This is a genomic window from Caldanaerobius fijiensis DSM 17918, from assembly GCF_900129075.1.
Lineage (GTDB): Bacteria > Bacillota > Thermoanaerobacteria > Thermoanaerobacterales > Caldanaerobiaceae > Caldanaerobius > Caldanaerobius fijiensis.
This window is the reverse complement of the sequence record NZ_FQVH01000025.1, coordinates 22523-39763: the sequence shown is the minus strand read 5'-3', so window position 1 is coordinate 39763 and position 17241 is coordinate 22523. Positions and strand designations below refer to the sequence as shown.

Here is a 17241-nt window from a genome sequence, read left to right as displayed (position 1 = left end):
TTTATGATTTTTCATCATACTTTTCACTTGCAAATCCTCAACGCATATGATGTCATTGTTTTTTACTATGTTATAGCTTATCTTGTGCAGATAGTCCCTTCTCTGATTTGCTACTTTTTCATGGAGTTTTGCCAGTCTTTTCTTTTGCTTTTCTCTATTTTTGCTCCCTTTCTTTTTCCTTGACAACTGCCTTTGCAGTCTTTTTAGTCTCTTTTCTGCTTTCTGCAGCCATCTCGGGTTTGAGTACAATTCTCCTTCTGATGTCGCTGCTATCGAATTTATCCCTTTATCTATCCCTATCGCTTTTTCTCCTGTGGATGCTTTCTCTTTTTCTCCTACATCTATTTCGATTGACAGGTTTATATACCACTTTCCTGCATGGTATTTTATGTTTATTGTTTTTACCTTTCCCGGATCAAAGTCTCTGTGTGCTTTTATTTTTATATGCCCTATATTTTTTATATACACATATCCTTCTTTACTGAAATTTCTTTTTGCTTCGCATTGAGGAAGTGTTATCGATGTGTAGTGATATTTGTCTTTGAATTTGGGATAATTTGCTCGTCCTTCGAAGAAGTTTTTATATGCTCTGTCCAACCTTCTCAATACATCCTGCAGTATCTGCGAATGTACTTCTTTGTATTCCGGATGTTCTTTCTTGTATTCTGGAAGCATGTTCTGCTGATCTTCGTATGTGAGTCCTTTGCCGTATTCTTTGTAATGTTTTATCCTCTGTTCCAATGAATAGTTGTATAACTTGCGGCACAAATACAGCGTATAAAACAGTTTTTCTTCCTGCTCTTTTGTTGGCTCTAGGAGAAAATGCTGACATATCATCATCTTTTCTCACCTTGGCTTTCTAATGATAAAATCCGCTATATTTATTATGACATATTATTCTATGGCAGACAATAGAAATTCATCTCCCACCTATAGAGGATGGGAGACTTCTTTCAAGCCTTAGTTAAAATTTCTTTAAAAAATTTGACTTTTTAAATACATCTGTAATATAATCTTAATATACTTAATAATTAATTAATAATTAGCCTAATCCATACTTTGTATGGAGCGGGGGATAAATTTTGGGGTGAATCCGCTTTAGAATTTTCTAAAGCGGTAGGGTTTGCTCTTTACCGAACCCGTCAACTAACCTCGTAGGCTAAAAGAGAAAGGATGGTTGGTGTTGAATACAAAAAAAATCGTGGCATCAGCGTTGATCGCCTATACGCTATTGCAGACACCCAGTGTTTTTGCCGCTGGGATTCTCCGTTATGGTTCCACAGGACAAGCCGTGGTAAAGCTGCAAAGGGAGCTTCAAAATCTAGGGTACTTAAAAGGCAGTGTTGACGGCGTATTTGGTCCTCTTACCTTAGATGCCGTAAAAAAATTCCAGAGCAATAACGGCCTCCCTGTAGATGGTATCGTTGGACCTATGACATACCAGCGAATTGAGTCCCTTTTAAACGGTAGAAATTCTTTATCATCCAGTGGCAGTGTAGACAGAACGTCACTTGAAACACCGGAGTATGGCACAACCCTAAAAAAGGGTTCCAGGGGCGACGCCGTAAAAATGTTACAAGAAAACCTGAACAGATTGGGTTATAGCACCGGCGGAATAGATGGTGTATTTGGACCGGCCACAGAAAGGGCCGTAAAAGCATTTCAGGCAAAATACAATTTGCCTGTAAATGGTATTGCTGGACCGCAGACTATCAGCGCGATAAAAAGAGCTCTGTCAACTTCAGCCGTTGTGGTGTCCCGAGGCCTTTATGAAAGAGCTGCGGTAAACACCAGTATCGTCGATATAGCAAAGCAATATCTGGGCACCCCGTATGTATACGGAGGTACAACTCCATCAGGTTTTGATTGTTCTGGTTTTGTCCAGTATGTTTTTAAGCAAGCAGGTATATCTATAGGAAGAACAGCTGTGGACCAGTACGAAGGTGGTACATACGTGAGTAGCGATAAATTGTTGCCGGGTGATATCCTGTTTTTCTCCACATCCGGAAACGGTCCTACTCACGAAGGCATATATATTGGAAATAACCAGCTTATACATATGAGTAGCTCCCAACAAAAAGCTACAATATCGGATTTTAGCGGCTGGTTCAGACAATACTATATAGGCGCCAGAAGATATTAAGGTAAAAGAGGCTTTGTAAAAAAGGCTATTGAGATAATTCTCAATAGCCTTTTGCCATAACGTCAGAATTAAAATTTCCGCTCTAAAAAGCTCCAGAAATTGCCTCCAAAGAGCTTCTCAACGTCTCTCTTTATCTCCTGCGGCGTAATGACCCACCCTGTTTTGCTTAGATCTGTATACTTGTCTATAAGTACATCTGCTATAATCTTTCGAGAATGGGACCATTTATATATGAGCTGGTCCAGTACCCTGGCGTCGGAGTGCTGGGGAATAAAGCTTACTCCTAAAAGTTCACTTCGCATACGGGTTATCTCGTCTATCAAACTGGGATTGTTTAAAAACCACCAGCATCCAAAAGGCATAAGATTTCTGAATTTGCGTGCAGCTACAGCTAATTCGTGTTGATTCTCCCTTGATAGCAATGTTACCATAAATTTGTTGTGGGGATAATGGGCACACAGATATTCAACTGCCCTTATATCTGCTTTACCTACCCCATCGCCGGCGTCTTTAAGACCCGGATTTAGCTGCCTTTTCACACCTATCATCAGGGCAAAAGGCTTATTTGCGTCACGGGCCACAGGCAAAACACATTCCTCTATAATACGTCCTCTTGGTGAGTCCTCAGGGTATACAAAATCCCATGGAAGCGATACAGCCATATAAACAGCCTCCATGCGATCCATCCATTCCCTCAAAAATCTCCTGATTTCTGCTATAGTCTCACCGCTGAAATCCTCTGATACCACATAGCCCCATTGTTTCAATTTTGTACAGGCATCTGGCCAGTTATTTAAAAGGACATCCAGCCGCAAAGCGCCTTTAAAGCGAGCATCCTTATATCCTTTAAGCCAGTATCCTCTTTCCTCTTCGTTAAATGGATCATTGGTCATCACCACATACTTTATGCGCCCTTCTTTGAAAATCCTGTCTACATACTCTTCCAGCGAGACGCTATCGAAATATTTTCTGTATCCTTCCAGATCCCTTGAGGCCACATCGAACCCCAGCTTATGTAAGTTTGTAAGTACGCCCCTGCACGCTTCACTGTACGGCGAATTGTCAATAAACAGCGTCTTCCATATGAGATCCGCCTGCTGTCTTTTGCTCATAGCCCAAAAGTCCTCATAAGGAATGTCTAACCACCGCATGGTTTCTGCCACAAGGTAATGATAGTTTAACAGCTCATCGATCCCCCATAAAAGCATCTTTCCAAAAGAAGGCGGATACAGATGTGTATGTACGTCCGTTATCTCCACGGTTTCAACGGCATCATAAACCGCTTTTTTAATTTCACCTTCAATCAAGTTCATGGTAAGATCCCCCTTTTTGTTTAAATGTTTACGCATTCTTTATATATTATAGCAAAAACCACAAAAATAGTATATACTCAACACAAAACAAATATAAAAAGTCGGTTTGTCAAAACATTTAAACGACAAACCGACTTGAACTTTTTAAAACACATTATTTCGCCAGATTATATATGTTGATTATATCTTCCCTGCCTAACTGCACAAACTGCCCAACGGTCTTTTGTCCTCTATTTGTAGCTTTATCAGCCATCTCCTCAAACCTGTCATCGGAGATGTTTATCTCGCTCAACCTTACGGGAAGGCCTATAGACCTGAAGAAATCTTCCAGGCGTTTAATTCCTTCCAGAGCAGTCTCTTCGGGATTTTCGAAATTCATGTCCACATCCCATACCCTTACTGCAAACTGAACAAATCTGTTTATATCGTGTTTATAGACATATTTCATCCACGCAGGAAATACGATGGCCAGTCCTGCACCATGAGCTATATCGTAAATAGCACTTAATTCATGTTCAATGGCATGGGACGACCAGTCTCCGATCCTGCCCGTGCTCAAAAGGTCATTATGGGCTATGGTTCCTGCCCACATTATCTCCGCTCTCGCCGCGTAGTTTTCGGGATCTTTTAGAACGATAGGTGCATTATGTATCACGGTCTTCAGCGTCGCTTCACAGAGCCTATCCGTCAACTCTACATTTCGAGTATTGGTAAAATACCTCTCCATGATATGTGCCATTATATCAGCAACCCCACAGGATGTCTGATACGGGGGCAATGTAAATGTAAGCTCTGGATTCATGATAGCAAACTGCGGCCTTATAATGTCTACATTAAGGCCTCGCTTATACCAGCCATCCTCATTGGTTATAACAGAGCTCTTGCTGGCTTCGCTGCCCGTGGCTGCCAGCGTAAGTATAACGCCAAGGGGTAATGCTTTTTCTGGAACAGCTTTGCCTGCGTAAAAGTCCCACACGTCGCCTTCATAAGGCACACCCACAGCTATAGCCTTGGCCGAGTCAATTGCGCTGCCACCTCCTACTGCTAAAATAAAGTCGATGCCATTTTCTCTGCAAATCTTTATACCTTCGCGCACCAGACTCAGCCTTGGATTGGGCTGTGCACCAGGTAATTCTATGAACTCAACCCCCGCTTTTTTTAATGAATTTACCACCTTATCATAAAGACCTGTGCGCTTTATACTTCCTCCGCCATAATGCAGCAATATCTTCTTGCTGTATTGCTTAACCTCTTCCCCTACCAGTTCCTCTGTGCCCCTACCAAAAATTATCTTGGTTGGGCTTTTAAATATAAAGTTGTCCATAAATACCACCTCTCTTTATAATTATATCACATAATGCCACATCTTAAATAACATAGAGCAAAAATAAGCCGGCGATTTCTTTTATGTAAATCGTCGGCTATAGATCGACTATAGGTTATACCATGTATCATATAGCACACAAAACCAGTAATCAAAAACAATTATTGAATAGGTATCCTCTTACCTTTTGGCCTGTCAGGATGCACTTTAGGCATTCGTATGGTCAAGACACCATTTTCAAATGTGGCCGTAGCCTTATCCGCATCCACTTCTGCCGGCAGAACAATTCTCCTGCTAAAAGCGCCATAGTACCTTTCCGACATGTAATAATTCTGTTGATTTTTCTCTTCCTGTTTAGTGGTTTGCCCTTTGATTTCCAGGATATTGTCCTGTATATTTATCTCTATATTATTTTTATCAATGCCCGGCACTTCGGCTGTAGCAATTACCTCTTTCTCATTTTCTGAGACATCCATCCTGGGTCTATTAAAACCCTGTATCAGTGAAGGAATCCTGAAATCAAAAGGGAAAGTCAACCATTCGTCGGAAGGGTTCCACCTGATTAAACTCATAAAATCCCTCCAATCAAACAATATTGTCAAGAATATTATCTGTCATCTGGAGGGAAATATACAATCAAAGCGCACCTACAGCTTTAAGCCAAGCCTGTGCGATCAGCGCATGACCTGCAGGGGTCGGGTGTACGCCATCGGCAGCCCAGAAGGCCGGTTCCTTTCTGGCGCAGGCCTGTGCCATGATCCCGTCCAGCGGTATGAAAATAGCGCCATATTCTCTGGCAAGCTTCCTCACCACATGGATCTTGGGATCTAAATCTTCTCTCCACTGTACCCTGTCTTCCGGTGTAGGCAGAACAAAAGGTTCACAGAGTATAATTTTCGCATTTAATTTTTCTTTCACTTGATCCAGTATATACCTGTAATCAGATTCAAAAGCTTCTACTGACGTAGGATCATTGCTGTCGTATCTTCTCCAGCAATCATTTATGCCTATGAGTATGGAAATCCAATCAGGTTTTAAATCAAGACAATCCTCCTGCCAGCGAGCTTTGAGATTCCTCACCCTATCGCCGCTGATCCCCCGATTTATAAAGCGAACATTTTTGTCAGGATAGAGGGCCGAAAACCATGACGCTATAAACATCGGATATCCAAGCCCCAAGTCATTTATATCATTCCTGTTGCGGCCGGCGTCTGTTATACTATCGCCTTGAAATAAAACCAATTCGCCATCTTTCAATAACATCATTAAAACCCCCTTATAAATTTAAATTGATTTTATATGCTTTACCCTTAAATACCTATAGTGGGTATGTCCACCGCCTATATTTGAAAAACCTACCTGCCCTTTCATGTATGGATTGTCGTCGTCTCTATACCTTATGAGTTCATGATCATCTATGTATACCTTAAACTCATTCCCTATAGCATCCACTTTTATCCGATATTCTCTTCCCATTTCCCACGAAAACGGATGGGATGCCAGCTCGACGTAATTCCCTTCAATATTTTTGTAAAGCGCAATCCTGTCGCCAGGTGCAAGGCCAGCAGCATATGACCTCATGGCACCCCATACCCTGAAGTTGATATTGTGATGGCTTCCAAATAAAGGTTTGATGAGTCCTTCTATGGTGTAATCAGTCCATTTTCTGCTGCCTGTATAGCTCTCACAGTTGCCATAGCCGCTTCCACTGAGTTCCCCATCTTCCAGAACCCATATACCCCTCAAATAAGTAAGCTGAGATGGCTTTACATGGCCAAAAGACCACGTTTCCATTTTCTCTTTTGAAAAGTCCAATGTATAATCAGGTGTGGGGTAGCACTTCACCTCATCAATATATACACAATCAACAGGCTGATCAGAATTGATCTCTATGCCCATGGCATCAAGGCATACGCCGTCCATATGAGGTATATCAAAAGATACACATGTCCACTGGTACGAAGTCAATATTACCTGTGGTCCATAATAGATTTTTCCCCCATTGGCATCCCGAACATACAACCTGGCCGTTATATCACTTTTAGAAACAAACTCCTCACTTACCGAAGCCATAACGTAGCATGAGATGCCGTATCCCGGATACAAAGCAGGAGAAAAGTCTGGAGAGTATCTGTCGTCGTCAAAATCCTCAGGCCTATAATACGTTTTGCGGTATACTCTTGCACTTTTTAAGCCATTTAAAATTATTTTTAAGCACCTTTTGCCTTTATAACTGATTTCGCTATCGTTCTCCAGTACAATATCAGGTGAATCTGACCTGAATCCATGGGTAGACCCAGGAAACTCAAAATGATATTCCATGCCATTTCCGGTTGTTATAATTTTTTTCCATTCATCGGGCACAGATTCTCCAGCAATAGCATATCCCAGGCTGGCAATATAACATGCTACAGACGGAATATCCAATATATTTATATCTCCAATCAATGTAGAATTTATCAACACATCATTGATAGGTTCTCTCCAGTAATACGGTATCCCTTCAAGCCCGCATTTCACGCCCATGATGCAGCCTACATTGCCTACATTGCAGTCTGTATCCCATCCGCACATATTGCATATGCAAATGGTTTTTGAAAAATCTCCACCTCCGTAGAGGAGAGATAGCACGATGACTGCCGCATTGGGTATAATATGGCAATTACCAGGATATCTGTCGTAGCCATAATAAGCTCTTATGTATTCATAGCATTTTCTCCAATCATCGGGGTTATCATCGTAAAACCTCACGATATCTTTGACCATCCTGGCGTACTGACAATCCGACGGAATAACAGAAAGGCCAGCCTCAATTATCTTCTTTATATCTGTTTCCACAAAGGCTTCGGCAATACATGCCGCTATAAACATACCACCGTATTTGCCGTTGCCATCATGTGAAACAGACGCTGCTTTTTCTGCATATTGTGCCGCCAGTTGAGGATTGCCCGGAGCAATAAGTCCCCATACATCTATAAAGATCTGCCCTCCGATCTGTTCTGCTACCGTAGAACCGTTTAACTCCATACAGCCTGAATAAGGCGCCTTTATGCCGTGCAGCAGATTTAGATAGGCCGTATGCTCCGTAGAGATCCCATAGCCTCCCCACCATAGCGTGCCGTGTCCATCTCCTATGTAATTAAGCCAGGTTTTACCTATATCCTCAGCGCTGGGCTTTAAACTGTAGTCCTCCAGCGCCCTTATGAATATCATAGGCCCATTTGTGTCATCGTCGGCAGCAAACATCTTATAATCCTTTACATAACCTGTTATCTCGCCTATTTCCTCCTTAATCTTCTCGTATGTCCAGCCCTCTACAGGAGCGCCCAGCCTCACTCCTATAATTTTGCCCAGCCACCCCGAATAAACCTTTTCCACGTAGTCTTTTGGTATCATCCTCTTCAGTCCCCCTTTATTCTCGTACCACTCTGCTCATTTATATCAAACCTGAAGGATCTATGACATAATCCTGTGCTCCCATAAACCCTATTTTTATTCCTGCCACCCTGGTACCCATCAACACCGCTTCATCAATACTTCTGCCCTTGGACAGCGCAAAGACAAGTCCTCCTATAAAAGCGTCTCCAGCTCCGGTGGTATCCACTACCTTTGTTGCCATGGCCCTTTGCCTCATAATAGTATCGCCACTGTTATATATGCAGCCCTCCGCTCCCAGAGTTATAACCACGTTTTTAACAGCTCTGCCTATAAGCTCTCTTATAATGGCTTCATAGGTCACATCATCTCCATCCAGGCCCAGTATACCTTTGCACTCTATTTCATTGGGTACCAGCACATCAACGTAAGGCCATATGTCATCATCTAAAATACGGGCTGGGGCGGGATTTAATACCGTCATAACGCCATTATCATGGGCGATTTTCAACGCCCATTTCACTGTTTCATAAGGTATCTCCAGCTGCGTCAACAGTATTTTAGCACCCTTTATGATATCTACATACGGACTCATGGCATCTACTGTACAACAGCCATTAGCTCCTTTATAGAGGATTATGGTATTTTGCCCATTGAAAACGTTTATAAAGGCGATACCCGTGCTATCATCTACTTCCAGGATGTAATCAGCATTTACACCATTGGACCTCAAATTCTGCACCAACTTTCTACCATAATCGTCCCGTCCAACACACCCCAGCATAAGGACACTGGCCCCCAGCTTGCCGAGGGCCACAGCTTGATTATTGCCTTTCCCACCGGGATGTATTTCAAAGTTGTCGCTATTTATAGTTTCACCAGGGTACGGGTTTCGTTCCGTCTTCAGTACGAGATCCATATTGATACTACCTAACACTACCACATCTACCGAAATCTTTGATACCCATCCTTCTGATATGTCATCTTTTTTATAAGCAGTCATCTTGTGATCCTGCCTTTCTGTTTGATTTTACCCCGTTATCAGTAAATCCTCAAGAGCTACATTGAGCCTATCGCTGCTACAAAAATCATCCCCTGTCTTTGTATTTTAAAATAATTCCTGCGCCCAACGCTATCAACACCAGAGGCCAGAAATACTTGCTAAAAAACCAGGGAATAAAAAATCTAAAAATGAGTAAAATACCCACTGCGATGAGAATCCACCCAAATACTTCGGCACTTGCCTTGTTGCCCAGGAATTTATCGTGTTGATCTACACCTTCAAGGGGACTCTCAGGTATCAATATCCACGCGATAATATACGCCAATATTCCTGCCCCACCGGCAAAGATGGTCACCAGCCAGATTATCCTGACCAGAGCTGGGTCCAGTCCAAAATACTCTGCAATGCCACCACATACTCCACCCAATATTCTGTTTTGAGTTGAACGGTATAATTTGTTTCCCATTATACAACCTCCAATCTTTATTAGTCTATCACTCGATAGATATATTGCCATGCCTATTCTTAAGCACAATTTTCAACGCACCATTACCTGCTTTGTATGTTATTTCATCGCTGATATTGTCAGAATGACGGTTAACAGAAAGATAATCTGCTCTTACCCTTCCATAAGTAGTGCTAGCTTCTATGTTGCAATCGTCATAATATGCACCGCTTAAGTTAATATTTCCAAAGCTGTTAGACACCTTAATGAATTTTGTATCTTTTTTGCTGAAGATATTATAGTCGATGGAAACTCCTCCATAAGCATTATCAATATCAATGGATCCTGCAATATTGTTGAGCTTAACGTTACCGTGGGAATTATCAAGCATTATATCCCCTCTGCTGTCCTTGATAGTAATGTCGTCAAATTTGTTATCAACCTTTATCGATGTCGCTATCACATTATTGAACTCTACACTGCCAACCTTATTGATTACTTCAACACCCATGTTATCAGGCAACTTTATACTGTAGTTTACACTTATATCGTCATATATTCTCCTCGTGCTTATGACAACTTGAGAGTTTTCTTCTCTTATAGATATCACTTCTTCTGGCTTAAAATTCGATCTAGATGAAATAGAAGCATTTACACTTATTTCTTTTTTGTCGGTACGAGTTAATGTTATATTGCCAAAAGCATTTTCAATCTTTACCGTCTTTATATCGCCAGATGGTGATATGTTTTTGCTGAACTCTTTGTAAACACGATGCCCCGTAAAGCTCTGAGTTCCATCTATATTTATTTTTGATGTTATATTGCCCGCATAAAATTGTCCAAAAATCATGATCACCAAAAAAGTAAAGATAATAAGTCCATAATTGACAGAGCCACTATCAAGCCTCCTGGCCGTGATGATTATATCCAGACCTACTAATACAAGGAAAGCCGGAATAATATACGGGCCAATGCGAGTAGTAAATGTAAATTTTCCAGTTTGCGCTATCAAGCCTAATACGCCTATTGCCAGCAGCGATAGTGCACAGCTAATGGTACCTGCTCTTTTAATAAAAGCCACCTCCACTTCCATAATATTATAACACAGAAAGAATGTCAAAATATATCCCATTCATTTTTAATCTGCGAAGTAAAAATCCTCACCTCAATTGCTGCATCAATTTCTTATAAATATCCTCGAATTTGCTCTCGTCCTGTTTTTCCTGAGCATATCTCTCCAGCTCATATATTTTATTGACATCAACTAAAAGACTGGCTTGAGGAATAATCCTTCTTAGAAATACTATCAGATCTCTGGATGTGCTGCTGTTTTTAAACTCATAGCCTTTTTTAATCGCCGCCATTATTATGTTCACATACATACGCCTTATAGGGGGAAGATTTGAAAGATCTCTTTTAGGTTCTGGTTTTATGCTTATTACATCCTGCTCATACTCTATATCCTCTCTCTCCCTGTGTATACCCAGATTTAAAAACTTCTTTATGAGAACATATACAATGGCCGCTATGGCAATTATACCTATGGCATATACTATATACCTAACCGTGGTATTCCCCTCTATGACTCTACGCACCTGTTCCCTTTGTAAGACCTTATTGTCTGGCATACCTTTACCCAGTTGAAGCAACCGTTCCAGTCCTTTAGGGGTAATTTTAGGCAATATCATGCTGATGAGCAAGCCTATATAATAAGCAGGATAATATATAAGTTCATCTATAAGATCATAAATCGCTTTTAAACCACCGTATAATCCCTTACCGATAACATTAAACAAAGGTGTGAATATGAGGACAACAAAATTAAAAATAATAAAAAGCACATCCTTTAGATCCGCTTTTTCTTCAATACTGTAACCCTGATTGTTCTCAATGAGCAACATCAATTTAAGCAAAATAGCATAGTAAATCAGTGCAGATCTGGTGAAAATCAATGACAATACAATTATGATAATACTTTCTATTATAAAGTAGGTATTGTTATACTTTATATATCTCAGGCCTTTAAAAAAGAAATAAAACCTGGCTATAGCCAGAATCTCAAAAATAGGGATGGCTGTCAACCTGCCCAAATCACCCAATGAAGTGGGCCAAATGACCAGGACGGGCAAGAAAAACAACGCCAAAAAATACATCGGTATAAATTTATAATACAATAGCTGCATAAGTATAAAAGTATAAATGATAACTATCGTATAAATTGCCGCATCAAGAGTATGATAAAACTTATTAAGGATGAAAAAAATTAAAATTATTTCTGGTACAATATATAATATTTCAAACAAATTGCGCTTTTTCATCAGCACTCACCCCTATAAACAGCGCATCTATACCATATCTTTTAAGCGTTTTTACGACGTTTTCCCCCCAGCCCACCTGTGGCATTGAAACCACGATGACTTTGCCGTCACTCAAAATGTGCCGATTTTGCCTTATAATCATATCGTCGTCGTGTACCATATGGTAATCCACCAGGGAAAACATTTCGTATATGACATTAAGGTGCTTGCGCCCCATTCCTGGTTCTACCCTTACGTATCTCCTCTCATCGGTCTTGATCCCGCTGTTGGCAAATACGCTGAGCTCATACCCATGCTCCACAAAATACCTTGCCAGATATGCCGTATACCTTAAAAGGTCTTCCAGGTGCGCAGCATTTATACCCAGAAAATTGAAATTACTGCCTTTTAAATTGACGTAAATACTCACCTTCTTGCTCTTATTGGCTTCGTACTCATTGACCATGAGCTCACCTAATTGGGCGGTCTTCTTCCAGTTTATTTTTTTAAACGGGTCAGTCGAAGTATACTTTCTCACGCTGTAAAACGACAGGGGGTCTTCTTCAATCCATTTTTTAACAGACCTGGCCTCCTTTATGGTCTCACTCTCAGCCCGCAGCTTGAGTTGCTTAGGTCTTGGATAAATATAAATATTGTCGTAGGACTTAAATTCTTGCTCACTTTCAAGAATACCAAACACATCATGTATTCTGAGGTGTATGGAGGAAACGCTCACATAATCTCTGGCCGCTGCCACCATTTTGTACCGTCTTATGACTTTCTTGTATCCCCATATGGTGATGTGAAAACTGTTTAAATTCCTGTATTTGTTGCCTGAAATTGTCTTCAGATTATCAGGAAGATAATCAATAACCATTAAATTAAACAAAGGCAGTCTTTTGTGATTTTCAATTTCATATACTACTTCAAGGGTATCTCCTTCAAAAAGCCTGTTTTTAGTAAAATATCTTTTGACTTTAACGCCTTTCAAAGCATTTTTATAATAATAATTGGCAAAAATCTGCTGAAAGATAAGTATGGCGACAAGAAAAATGACATAGCCCATTTTTTACACCTCTTCAAAAGGCGCCTTTACCTCTTCCAATAGTTGATTTATCACATCCTCTGGCGTCCTGTCAAAGTCCATGCCTTTCAAGACCACTCTATGGGCCAATACAGGTATACACATGGCCTTTACATCGTCCGGTATCACATAATCCCTGCCCTCTATAGCAGCATTTATCTTGGCCGCTTTTGCCAGCATTATCGTTGCCCTGGGACTGGCGCCCAGTAAAACGGTGTCCATCCTCCTGGTAGTCTGCACCAGCTCTACTATATAATTCTTTATGTCATCGCTTACCTTTACCTCTTGTTCTATCTCACGGCGTATGTCCACAAGGTCCTGCCCTGTCAATACCGGCTGTAACTGCTCAGTTTCCTTAAACCTGCCGTATGTATCCATTATCGTAAGCTCATCTTCTCTGGACGGATAGCCCATGGATATCTTCATGAAAAACCTGTCCAGTTGTGCCTCAGGTAGTTCAAAAGTACCGCTGGACTCCACGGGATTTTGAGTGGCCAACACCATAAACTCTCCCGGCAATTCGTAATCCACCCCATCTACAGTCACTTTCTTCTCCTGCATCGCTTCCAGCAATGCTGATTGGGTCTTGGGGGTGGCTCTGTTTATTTCATCCGCCAGCAGTATGTTGGTAAAAATAGGCCCTTTCCTGAAGGTAAACTCCTGCTCTTTGGGATTGTATATGTTCACGCCTATAAGATCCTGCGGCAGCAGATCCGGCGTGAACTGAATCCTCTTTAAACTCATGTCCAGGGATCTGGCAAAAGATTCAGCCAGCTTGGTTTTACCTACCCCGGGGACATCCTCCAGGAGCACGTGCCCACCTGCCACCAGGCTTATGAATATGAGCTTAGTCTGCTCTTCCTTCCCAAATATGGCCTTTTTTATATTGGCATTCAGCCTATCATACATCTCCTTTGACTTTAAAGGCATGATATTACTCCCCTCTCCATTTATTAAATATATTATAAAATATTTATAGTATCAAAACAATCGATTTCTCCGAGTCTTACGCTTCAAATAGGTACATTATTTCTTCCTGGCTTAGCCCTGTCAAAAAAGTTTCCCCGGGGTTTATGACCGATCTGATTATCTCTTTTTTCTTGTTTTGAAGCTCCAGTATCTTCTCTTCGATAGTCCCAATAGTTATAAGCTTGAAAACCTGGACGGTATTTTTCTGACCTATTCTGTGAGCTCTATCCGTAGCCTGATCCTCTACAGCAGGATTCCACCAGGGATCAAAGTGAATAACAGTATCAGCGCTTGTTAGATTAAGGCCTGTACCCCCTGCTTTAAGGGATATCAAAAATACATCTCCCTGCCCCGAATTAAATGCCCTTATCAGAGGACCTCTATCTTCCGGTTTTGTCTCTCCATCCAGATAAAGATGCGATATACCTTCTTTATCCAATCTCTCCTGAATTAATCTGAGCGCAGAGGTAAACTGGGAAAACAGCAATGTCCTGTGTCCCCCTTCTTTCAATTCCTGCAATAGTTCCATCAACAATTCCATCTTACCACTCTCGCCCTCATAATTCTGGATAAAAAGAGACGGATGACAGCATATTTGCCTGAGCCTGGTGATGCCTGATATAATCTTAATCTGGCTTTTTTCGAATCCTTTTTCCTTTATCTCTGACTCTATCTCCCCCTTGATTTTTTCCAGGTAAGCCATATAGATCAATTTTTGTTCCCTGGTGAGCTCGGCTTTTAAAGAGGTCTCAATTTTCTGGGGAAGTTCTTTGAGCACATCCTTTTTAACCCTTCTAAGGATAAAGGGTTTTATATGCTTTGACAGATCTTCCAGCGCATTTTTATCCTGATTCTTTACAATAGGCCTTTCATATTTTTCTACAAACTTCCTGTGAGATGAGAGATAACCAGGCATGACAAAGTCAAATATAGACCATAGTTCTGTCAATGAGTTTTCAATTGGCGTCCCCGTCAGGGCAAAATGCCCTCTGGCCTTTATCTCCTTGACAGCTTTAGCATTCTGTGAATTGGGATTTTTTATATGCTGGGCTTCGTCGATTATACAATAGCTAAACTCTATATTTTTGTAACTGTCTATATCCCTTCTTATGAGCGGATAAGATGTTATAACGACGTCAGCCTCGCTTATTTTTTCTATCTGATTTTCTCTCTCGTCTTTACTGCCAGAAATAATAAAAGTCTTCAGAGATGGAGCAAACCTCTTTATCTCACTTTCCCAATTGTATACAAGACTTGTAGGGCATATAACCAGAACCGGCTCTGCACGGTTTTCCCTTTCAGATAAAATAAACGCTATGGTCTGTATGGTCTTGCCCAACCCCATATCATCCGCCAGAATTCCCCCAAAGCCATAATGAGCCAATGTTTTAAGCCACCTATAACCCGTTATCTGATATTTTCTTAACACCCCCTGCAATTCCTTAGGCACTTCATAATCCATATCCTGAGGCTCTTTAATGTTTTGGACCAGCTGTTTAAACGGCAAATTTCTCTCTACACTTATACCGCTGTCTTTGAGTTTTTCATCGAGGTACAGCGCCCTGTATTTCGGGAGTTTAATCACATCTTTTTTTAGTTGTTCCTCATCTATGTCCAGAGAATTTATCATATCGTAAACGCTCTGAAGCTCTGGAGAATCCAGGGGAATAAAGCCGCCGTCAGGAAGTCTATAGTACCTTTTTTTCAGCTTTAACGACTTAAAAATATCAGAAAGCAGATTTTTATCCACACCCTCTATTGAAAAGCTGAACTCTAATAGGTCAGTTCCCTCATTTAGCCGTATTCCGCCTGTATAATAGCGAGAATTGTATACCTTTATATTTTTAAATTCTTCTGAATAATAGATTTCTGCATATTTTTGCATTTCAGGGAGTGTATTACTTATAAAGTTGTATATCTGATCGTCGCCGCTTAAATATATTCTACCATCTTTTAAATTAAACTCTGCTCTCTCAAAGATGCGTATGATCCGCCCTTCTCCTTTCAGATCTCTTATAAGGATATTTTTACCATCTATTATATTGCTTTTTGGATTAAAAGGATTTATAACATAATCACCATACACAAAATTTATATCCGCAGTTATCATGTCGCCTTCTTTGTCAAAATAAATTCTGGTCTGCAGAGGCTCTTTATAGAAGAAGGGCTTTATTTTTTCATCTATACTTACTGTGCCCACTGCCTCAATGCGCGGCAATATAATGGTTGCAAATTTTTGTTTATCCCATTCCTTAAATCTTATTTTATCCACACCGCTCTGGACGATGGTATTATAGAATGGCGCCAGGATTTCACTCTGTTCTTTTGAAATCCCGTATATATTTCCATCAAAAAACAGGTACCTTCCATCAGCCGTAAGCGGATAAATTTTATTTAAATCACTGATGTCCAGTACCATATCCTCGTTATCTTTATCCAGCTTAAAATCCACAGGTATATCAGCATTAAAAAACCTGGAATCATATATCTTCCCATCGAGACTTACCTTAAAAGTCCTGCCCTCAAAAAGCCTCAGAAAACGCCCCAGCAACGAAGGCGTAAAGAGAAAATATTTCTCCGCAAATAAACCACATCTGTTGCCAAAATAATAGCTGAGATATGCAGGCCTGCTAATATCATCTATCTCATACACTTCATTTAAAAAGTCTATTATAGGTACATCCTCTTCCTTAAAACAATGATATTCTGGATCAAAGGTAAAGTTTTTGCCAAAATTCAGCGTTTCACCTTCTTTTATGCTGGATAGCAATTTTTTTATATTCCTTACAACATACAGCCTATCCTCACCTATTCGAAGGCTCATGCCAACATAGCAGTCGTCTGTAAACTCATCACCAACCTCCAGCGTCACTTCCAGATTCACAGGTATTTTAGCTATAGAATCATCAGTCTCTTGAAAGACTTCAAATAATTGTCTCGTTATTTTTCCTTCTGTATTATTATAATTCTTATAGTAGAACAACGTGGCTACCAGATGCTGGCATAGTCCTTTGTTGCGCTTGAAGCCAGAACATGTGCAATATACGCGCAATCTACCATCAACTTCACCGATTCTGACATTATATCTCTGGTCATCCTGTACAATAGCTTCCATCATCATGCCGTTTCCGTAAACCATAAAATTTATGATTTTCCCCTGATTGTAAAGTTCAATCCCTTTCTCATATACAGAGGAATCAGAGCAATTTTTCGCAACGTCGATATTGTCCACATTTATCATCATAGATCACCATGATAATTATACCACAAACATGAACAGTTAAACAC

Annotated in this window: 14 protein-coding genes and 1 riboswitch; of the genes, 1 reads left to right on the top strand and 13 read right to left on the bottom strand. The window is 40.6% G+C overall.

Annotated elements, in window-relative coordinates; genetic code table 11:
• On the bottom strand, positions 1-840 hold an 840-nt coding region (locus tag BUB87_RS09985; RefSeq protein WP_073344853.1), incomplete at its 3' end, for an RNA-guided endonuclease InsQ/TnpB family protein.
• A 194-nt stretch (positions 841-1034) separates the two neighbouring features.
• A riboswitch (cyclic di-AMP (ydaO/yuaA leader) is annotated at positions 1035-1177 on the top strand.
• 6 nt (positions 1178-1183) lie between these two features.
• Between BUB87_RS09985 and BUB87_RS09980 the strand changes: the two genes are divergently transcribed.
• Positions 1184-2143, top strand: a complete 960-nt coding sequence (locus tag BUB87_RS09980) for a C40 family peptidase (RefSeq protein ID WP_073344851.1) — start codon at positions 1184-1186, stop codon at positions 2141-2143.
• Between the two features lie 68 nt (positions 2144-2211).
• On the opposite strand, the gene BUB87_RS09975 is transcribed toward BUB87_RS09980, so the two are convergent.
• The 12 genes from BUB87_RS09975 to BUB87_RS09920 all read right to left on the bottom strand — a co-directional run bounded on the left by BUB87_RS09975 (position 2212) and on the right by BUB87_RS09920 (position 17194).
• Entirely contained in the window at positions 2212-3456 is a 1245-nt protein-coding gene (locus BUB87_RS09975) for a glucuronate isomerase (RefSeq protein WP_073344848.1), read from the bottom strand.
• A 154-nt stretch (positions 3457-3610) separates the two neighbouring features.
• Positions 3611-4780 carry an iron-containing alcohol dehydrogenase gene (locus BUB87_RS09970; protein WP_073344846.1) on the bottom strand — a complete coding sequence of 390 codons (1170 nt, stop codon included), beginning with the start codon at positions 4778-4780 and terminating at the stop codon, positions 3611-3613.
• Positions 4781-4941: 161 nt separating this feature from the next.
• The gene (locus BUB87_RS09965) at positions 4942-5352 is read right to left on the bottom strand and encodes an Hsp20/alpha crystallin family protein (protein WP_073344843.1); all 411 of its coding nucleotides are present in this window, start codon (positions 5350-5352) and stop codon (positions 4942-4944) included.
• A gap of 64 nt (positions 5353-5416) precedes the next feature.
• A complete protein-coding gene (locus tag BUB87_RS09960; protein WP_084111173.1) occupies positions 5417-6043 on the bottom strand; it encodes an SGNH/GDSL hydrolase family protein in 627 nt (208 codons plus the stop codon).
• Positions 6044-6064: 21 nt separating this feature from the next.
• On the bottom strand, positions 6065-8176 hold the full coding sequence (locus BUB87_RS09955; protein WP_073344838.1) for an ADP-ribosylglycohydrolase family protein: 2112 nt from the start codon (positions 8174-8176) through the stop codon (positions 6065-6067).
• A 40-nt stretch (positions 8177-8216) separates the two neighbouring features.
• Positions 8217-9158: a ribokinase gene (locus tag BUB87_RS09950; RefSeq protein ID WP_073344836.1), complete on the bottom strand. Its 942-nt coding sequence runs from the start codon at positions 9156-9158 to the stop codon at positions 8217-8219.
• A gap of 85 nt (positions 9159-9243) precedes the next feature.
• On the bottom strand, positions 9244-9624 hold the full coding sequence (locus tag BUB87_RS09945) for a PspC domain-containing protein (protein ID WP_073344833.1): 381 nt from the start codon (positions 9622-9624) through the stop codon (positions 9244-9246).
• Between the two features lie 28 nt (positions 9625-9652).
• Complete coding sequence (locus BUB87_RS09940; RefSeq protein ID WP_159432398.1) at positions 9653-10684, bottom strand: DUF4097 family beta strand repeat-containing protein; 1032 nt, start codon at positions 10682-10684, stop codon at positions 9653-9655.
• Positions 10685-10763: 79 nt separating this feature from the next.
• Positions 10764-11921 (bottom strand): hypothetical protein, encoded by a 1158-nt coding sequence (locus BUB87_RS09935; RefSeq protein WP_073344828.1) that lies wholly within the window; start codon positions 11919-11921, stop codon positions 10764-10766.
• Positions 11899-12966, bottom strand: a complete 1068-nt coding sequence (locus tag BUB87_RS09930; RefSeq protein WP_073344826.1) for a DUF58 domain-containing protein — start codon at positions 12964-12966, stop codon at positions 11899-11901. Before BUB87_RS09930 ends, BUB87_RS09935 begins: the two co-directional genes overlap by 23 nt.
• Positions 12967-12969: 3 nt before the next feature.
• Positions 12970-13914: an AAA family ATPase gene (locus BUB87_RS09925; protein WP_073344823.1), complete on the bottom strand. Its 945-nt coding sequence runs from the start codon at positions 13912-13914 to the stop codon at positions 12970-12972.
• Between the two features lie 76 nt (positions 13915-13990).
• Positions 13991-17194, bottom strand: a complete 3204-nt coding sequence (locus BUB87_RS09920) for a DEAD/DEAH box helicase (RefSeq protein ID WP_073344821.1) — start codon at positions 17192-17194, stop codon at positions 13991-13993.
• Positions 17195-17241: the final 47 nt, after the last annotated feature.

What these genes read in the sequence shown, in the direction of transcription:
- BUB87_RS09975 (WP_073344848.1), bottom strand. Translation starts at nt 3,456, where the DNA reads ATGAACTTGATTGAAGGTGAAATTAAAAAAGCGGTTTATGATGCCGTT.
- BUB87_RS09970 (WP_073344846.1), bottom strand. Translation starts at nt 4,780, where the DNA reads ATGGACAACTTTATATTTAAAAGCCCAACCAAGATAATTTTTGGTAGG.
- BUB87_RS09965 (WP_073344843.1), bottom strand. Translation starts at nt 5,352, where the DNA reads ATGAGTTTAATCAGGTGGAACCCTTCCGACGAATGGTTGACTTTCCCT.
- BUB87_RS09960 (WP_084111173.1), bottom strand. Translation starts at nt 6,043, where the DNA reads ATGTTATTGAAAGATGGCGAATTGGTTTTATTTCAAGGCGATAGTATA.
- BUB87_RS09955 (WP_073344838.1), bottom strand. Translation starts at nt 8,176, where the DNA reads ATGATACCAAAAGACTACGTGGAAAAGGTTTATTCGGGGTGGCTGGGC.
- BUB87_RS09950 (WP_073344836.1), bottom strand. Translation starts at nt 9,158, where the DNA reads ATGACTGCTTATAAAAAAGATGACATATCAGAAGGATGGGTATCAAAG.
- BUB87_RS09945 (WP_073344833.1), bottom strand. Translation starts at nt 9,624, where the DNA reads ATGGGAAACAAATTATACCGTTCAACTCAAAACAGAATATTGGGTGGA.
- BUB87_RS09935 (WP_073344828.1), bottom strand. Translation starts at nt 11,921, where the DNA reads ATGAAAAAGCGCAATTTGTTTGAAATATTATATATTGTACCAGAAATA.
- BUB87_RS09930 (WP_073344826.1), bottom strand. Translation starts at nt 12,966, where the DNA reads ATGGGCTATGTCATTTTTCTTGTCGCCATACTTATCTTTCAGCAGATT.
- BUB87_RS09925 (WP_073344823.1), bottom strand. Translation starts at nt 13,914, where the DNA reads ATGCCTTTAAAGTCAAAGGAGATGTATGATAGGCTGAATGCCAATATA.
- BUB87_RS09920 (WP_073344821.1), bottom strand. Translation starts at nt 17,194, where the DNA reads ATGATAAATGTGGACAATATCGACGTTGCGAAAAATTGCTCTGATTCC.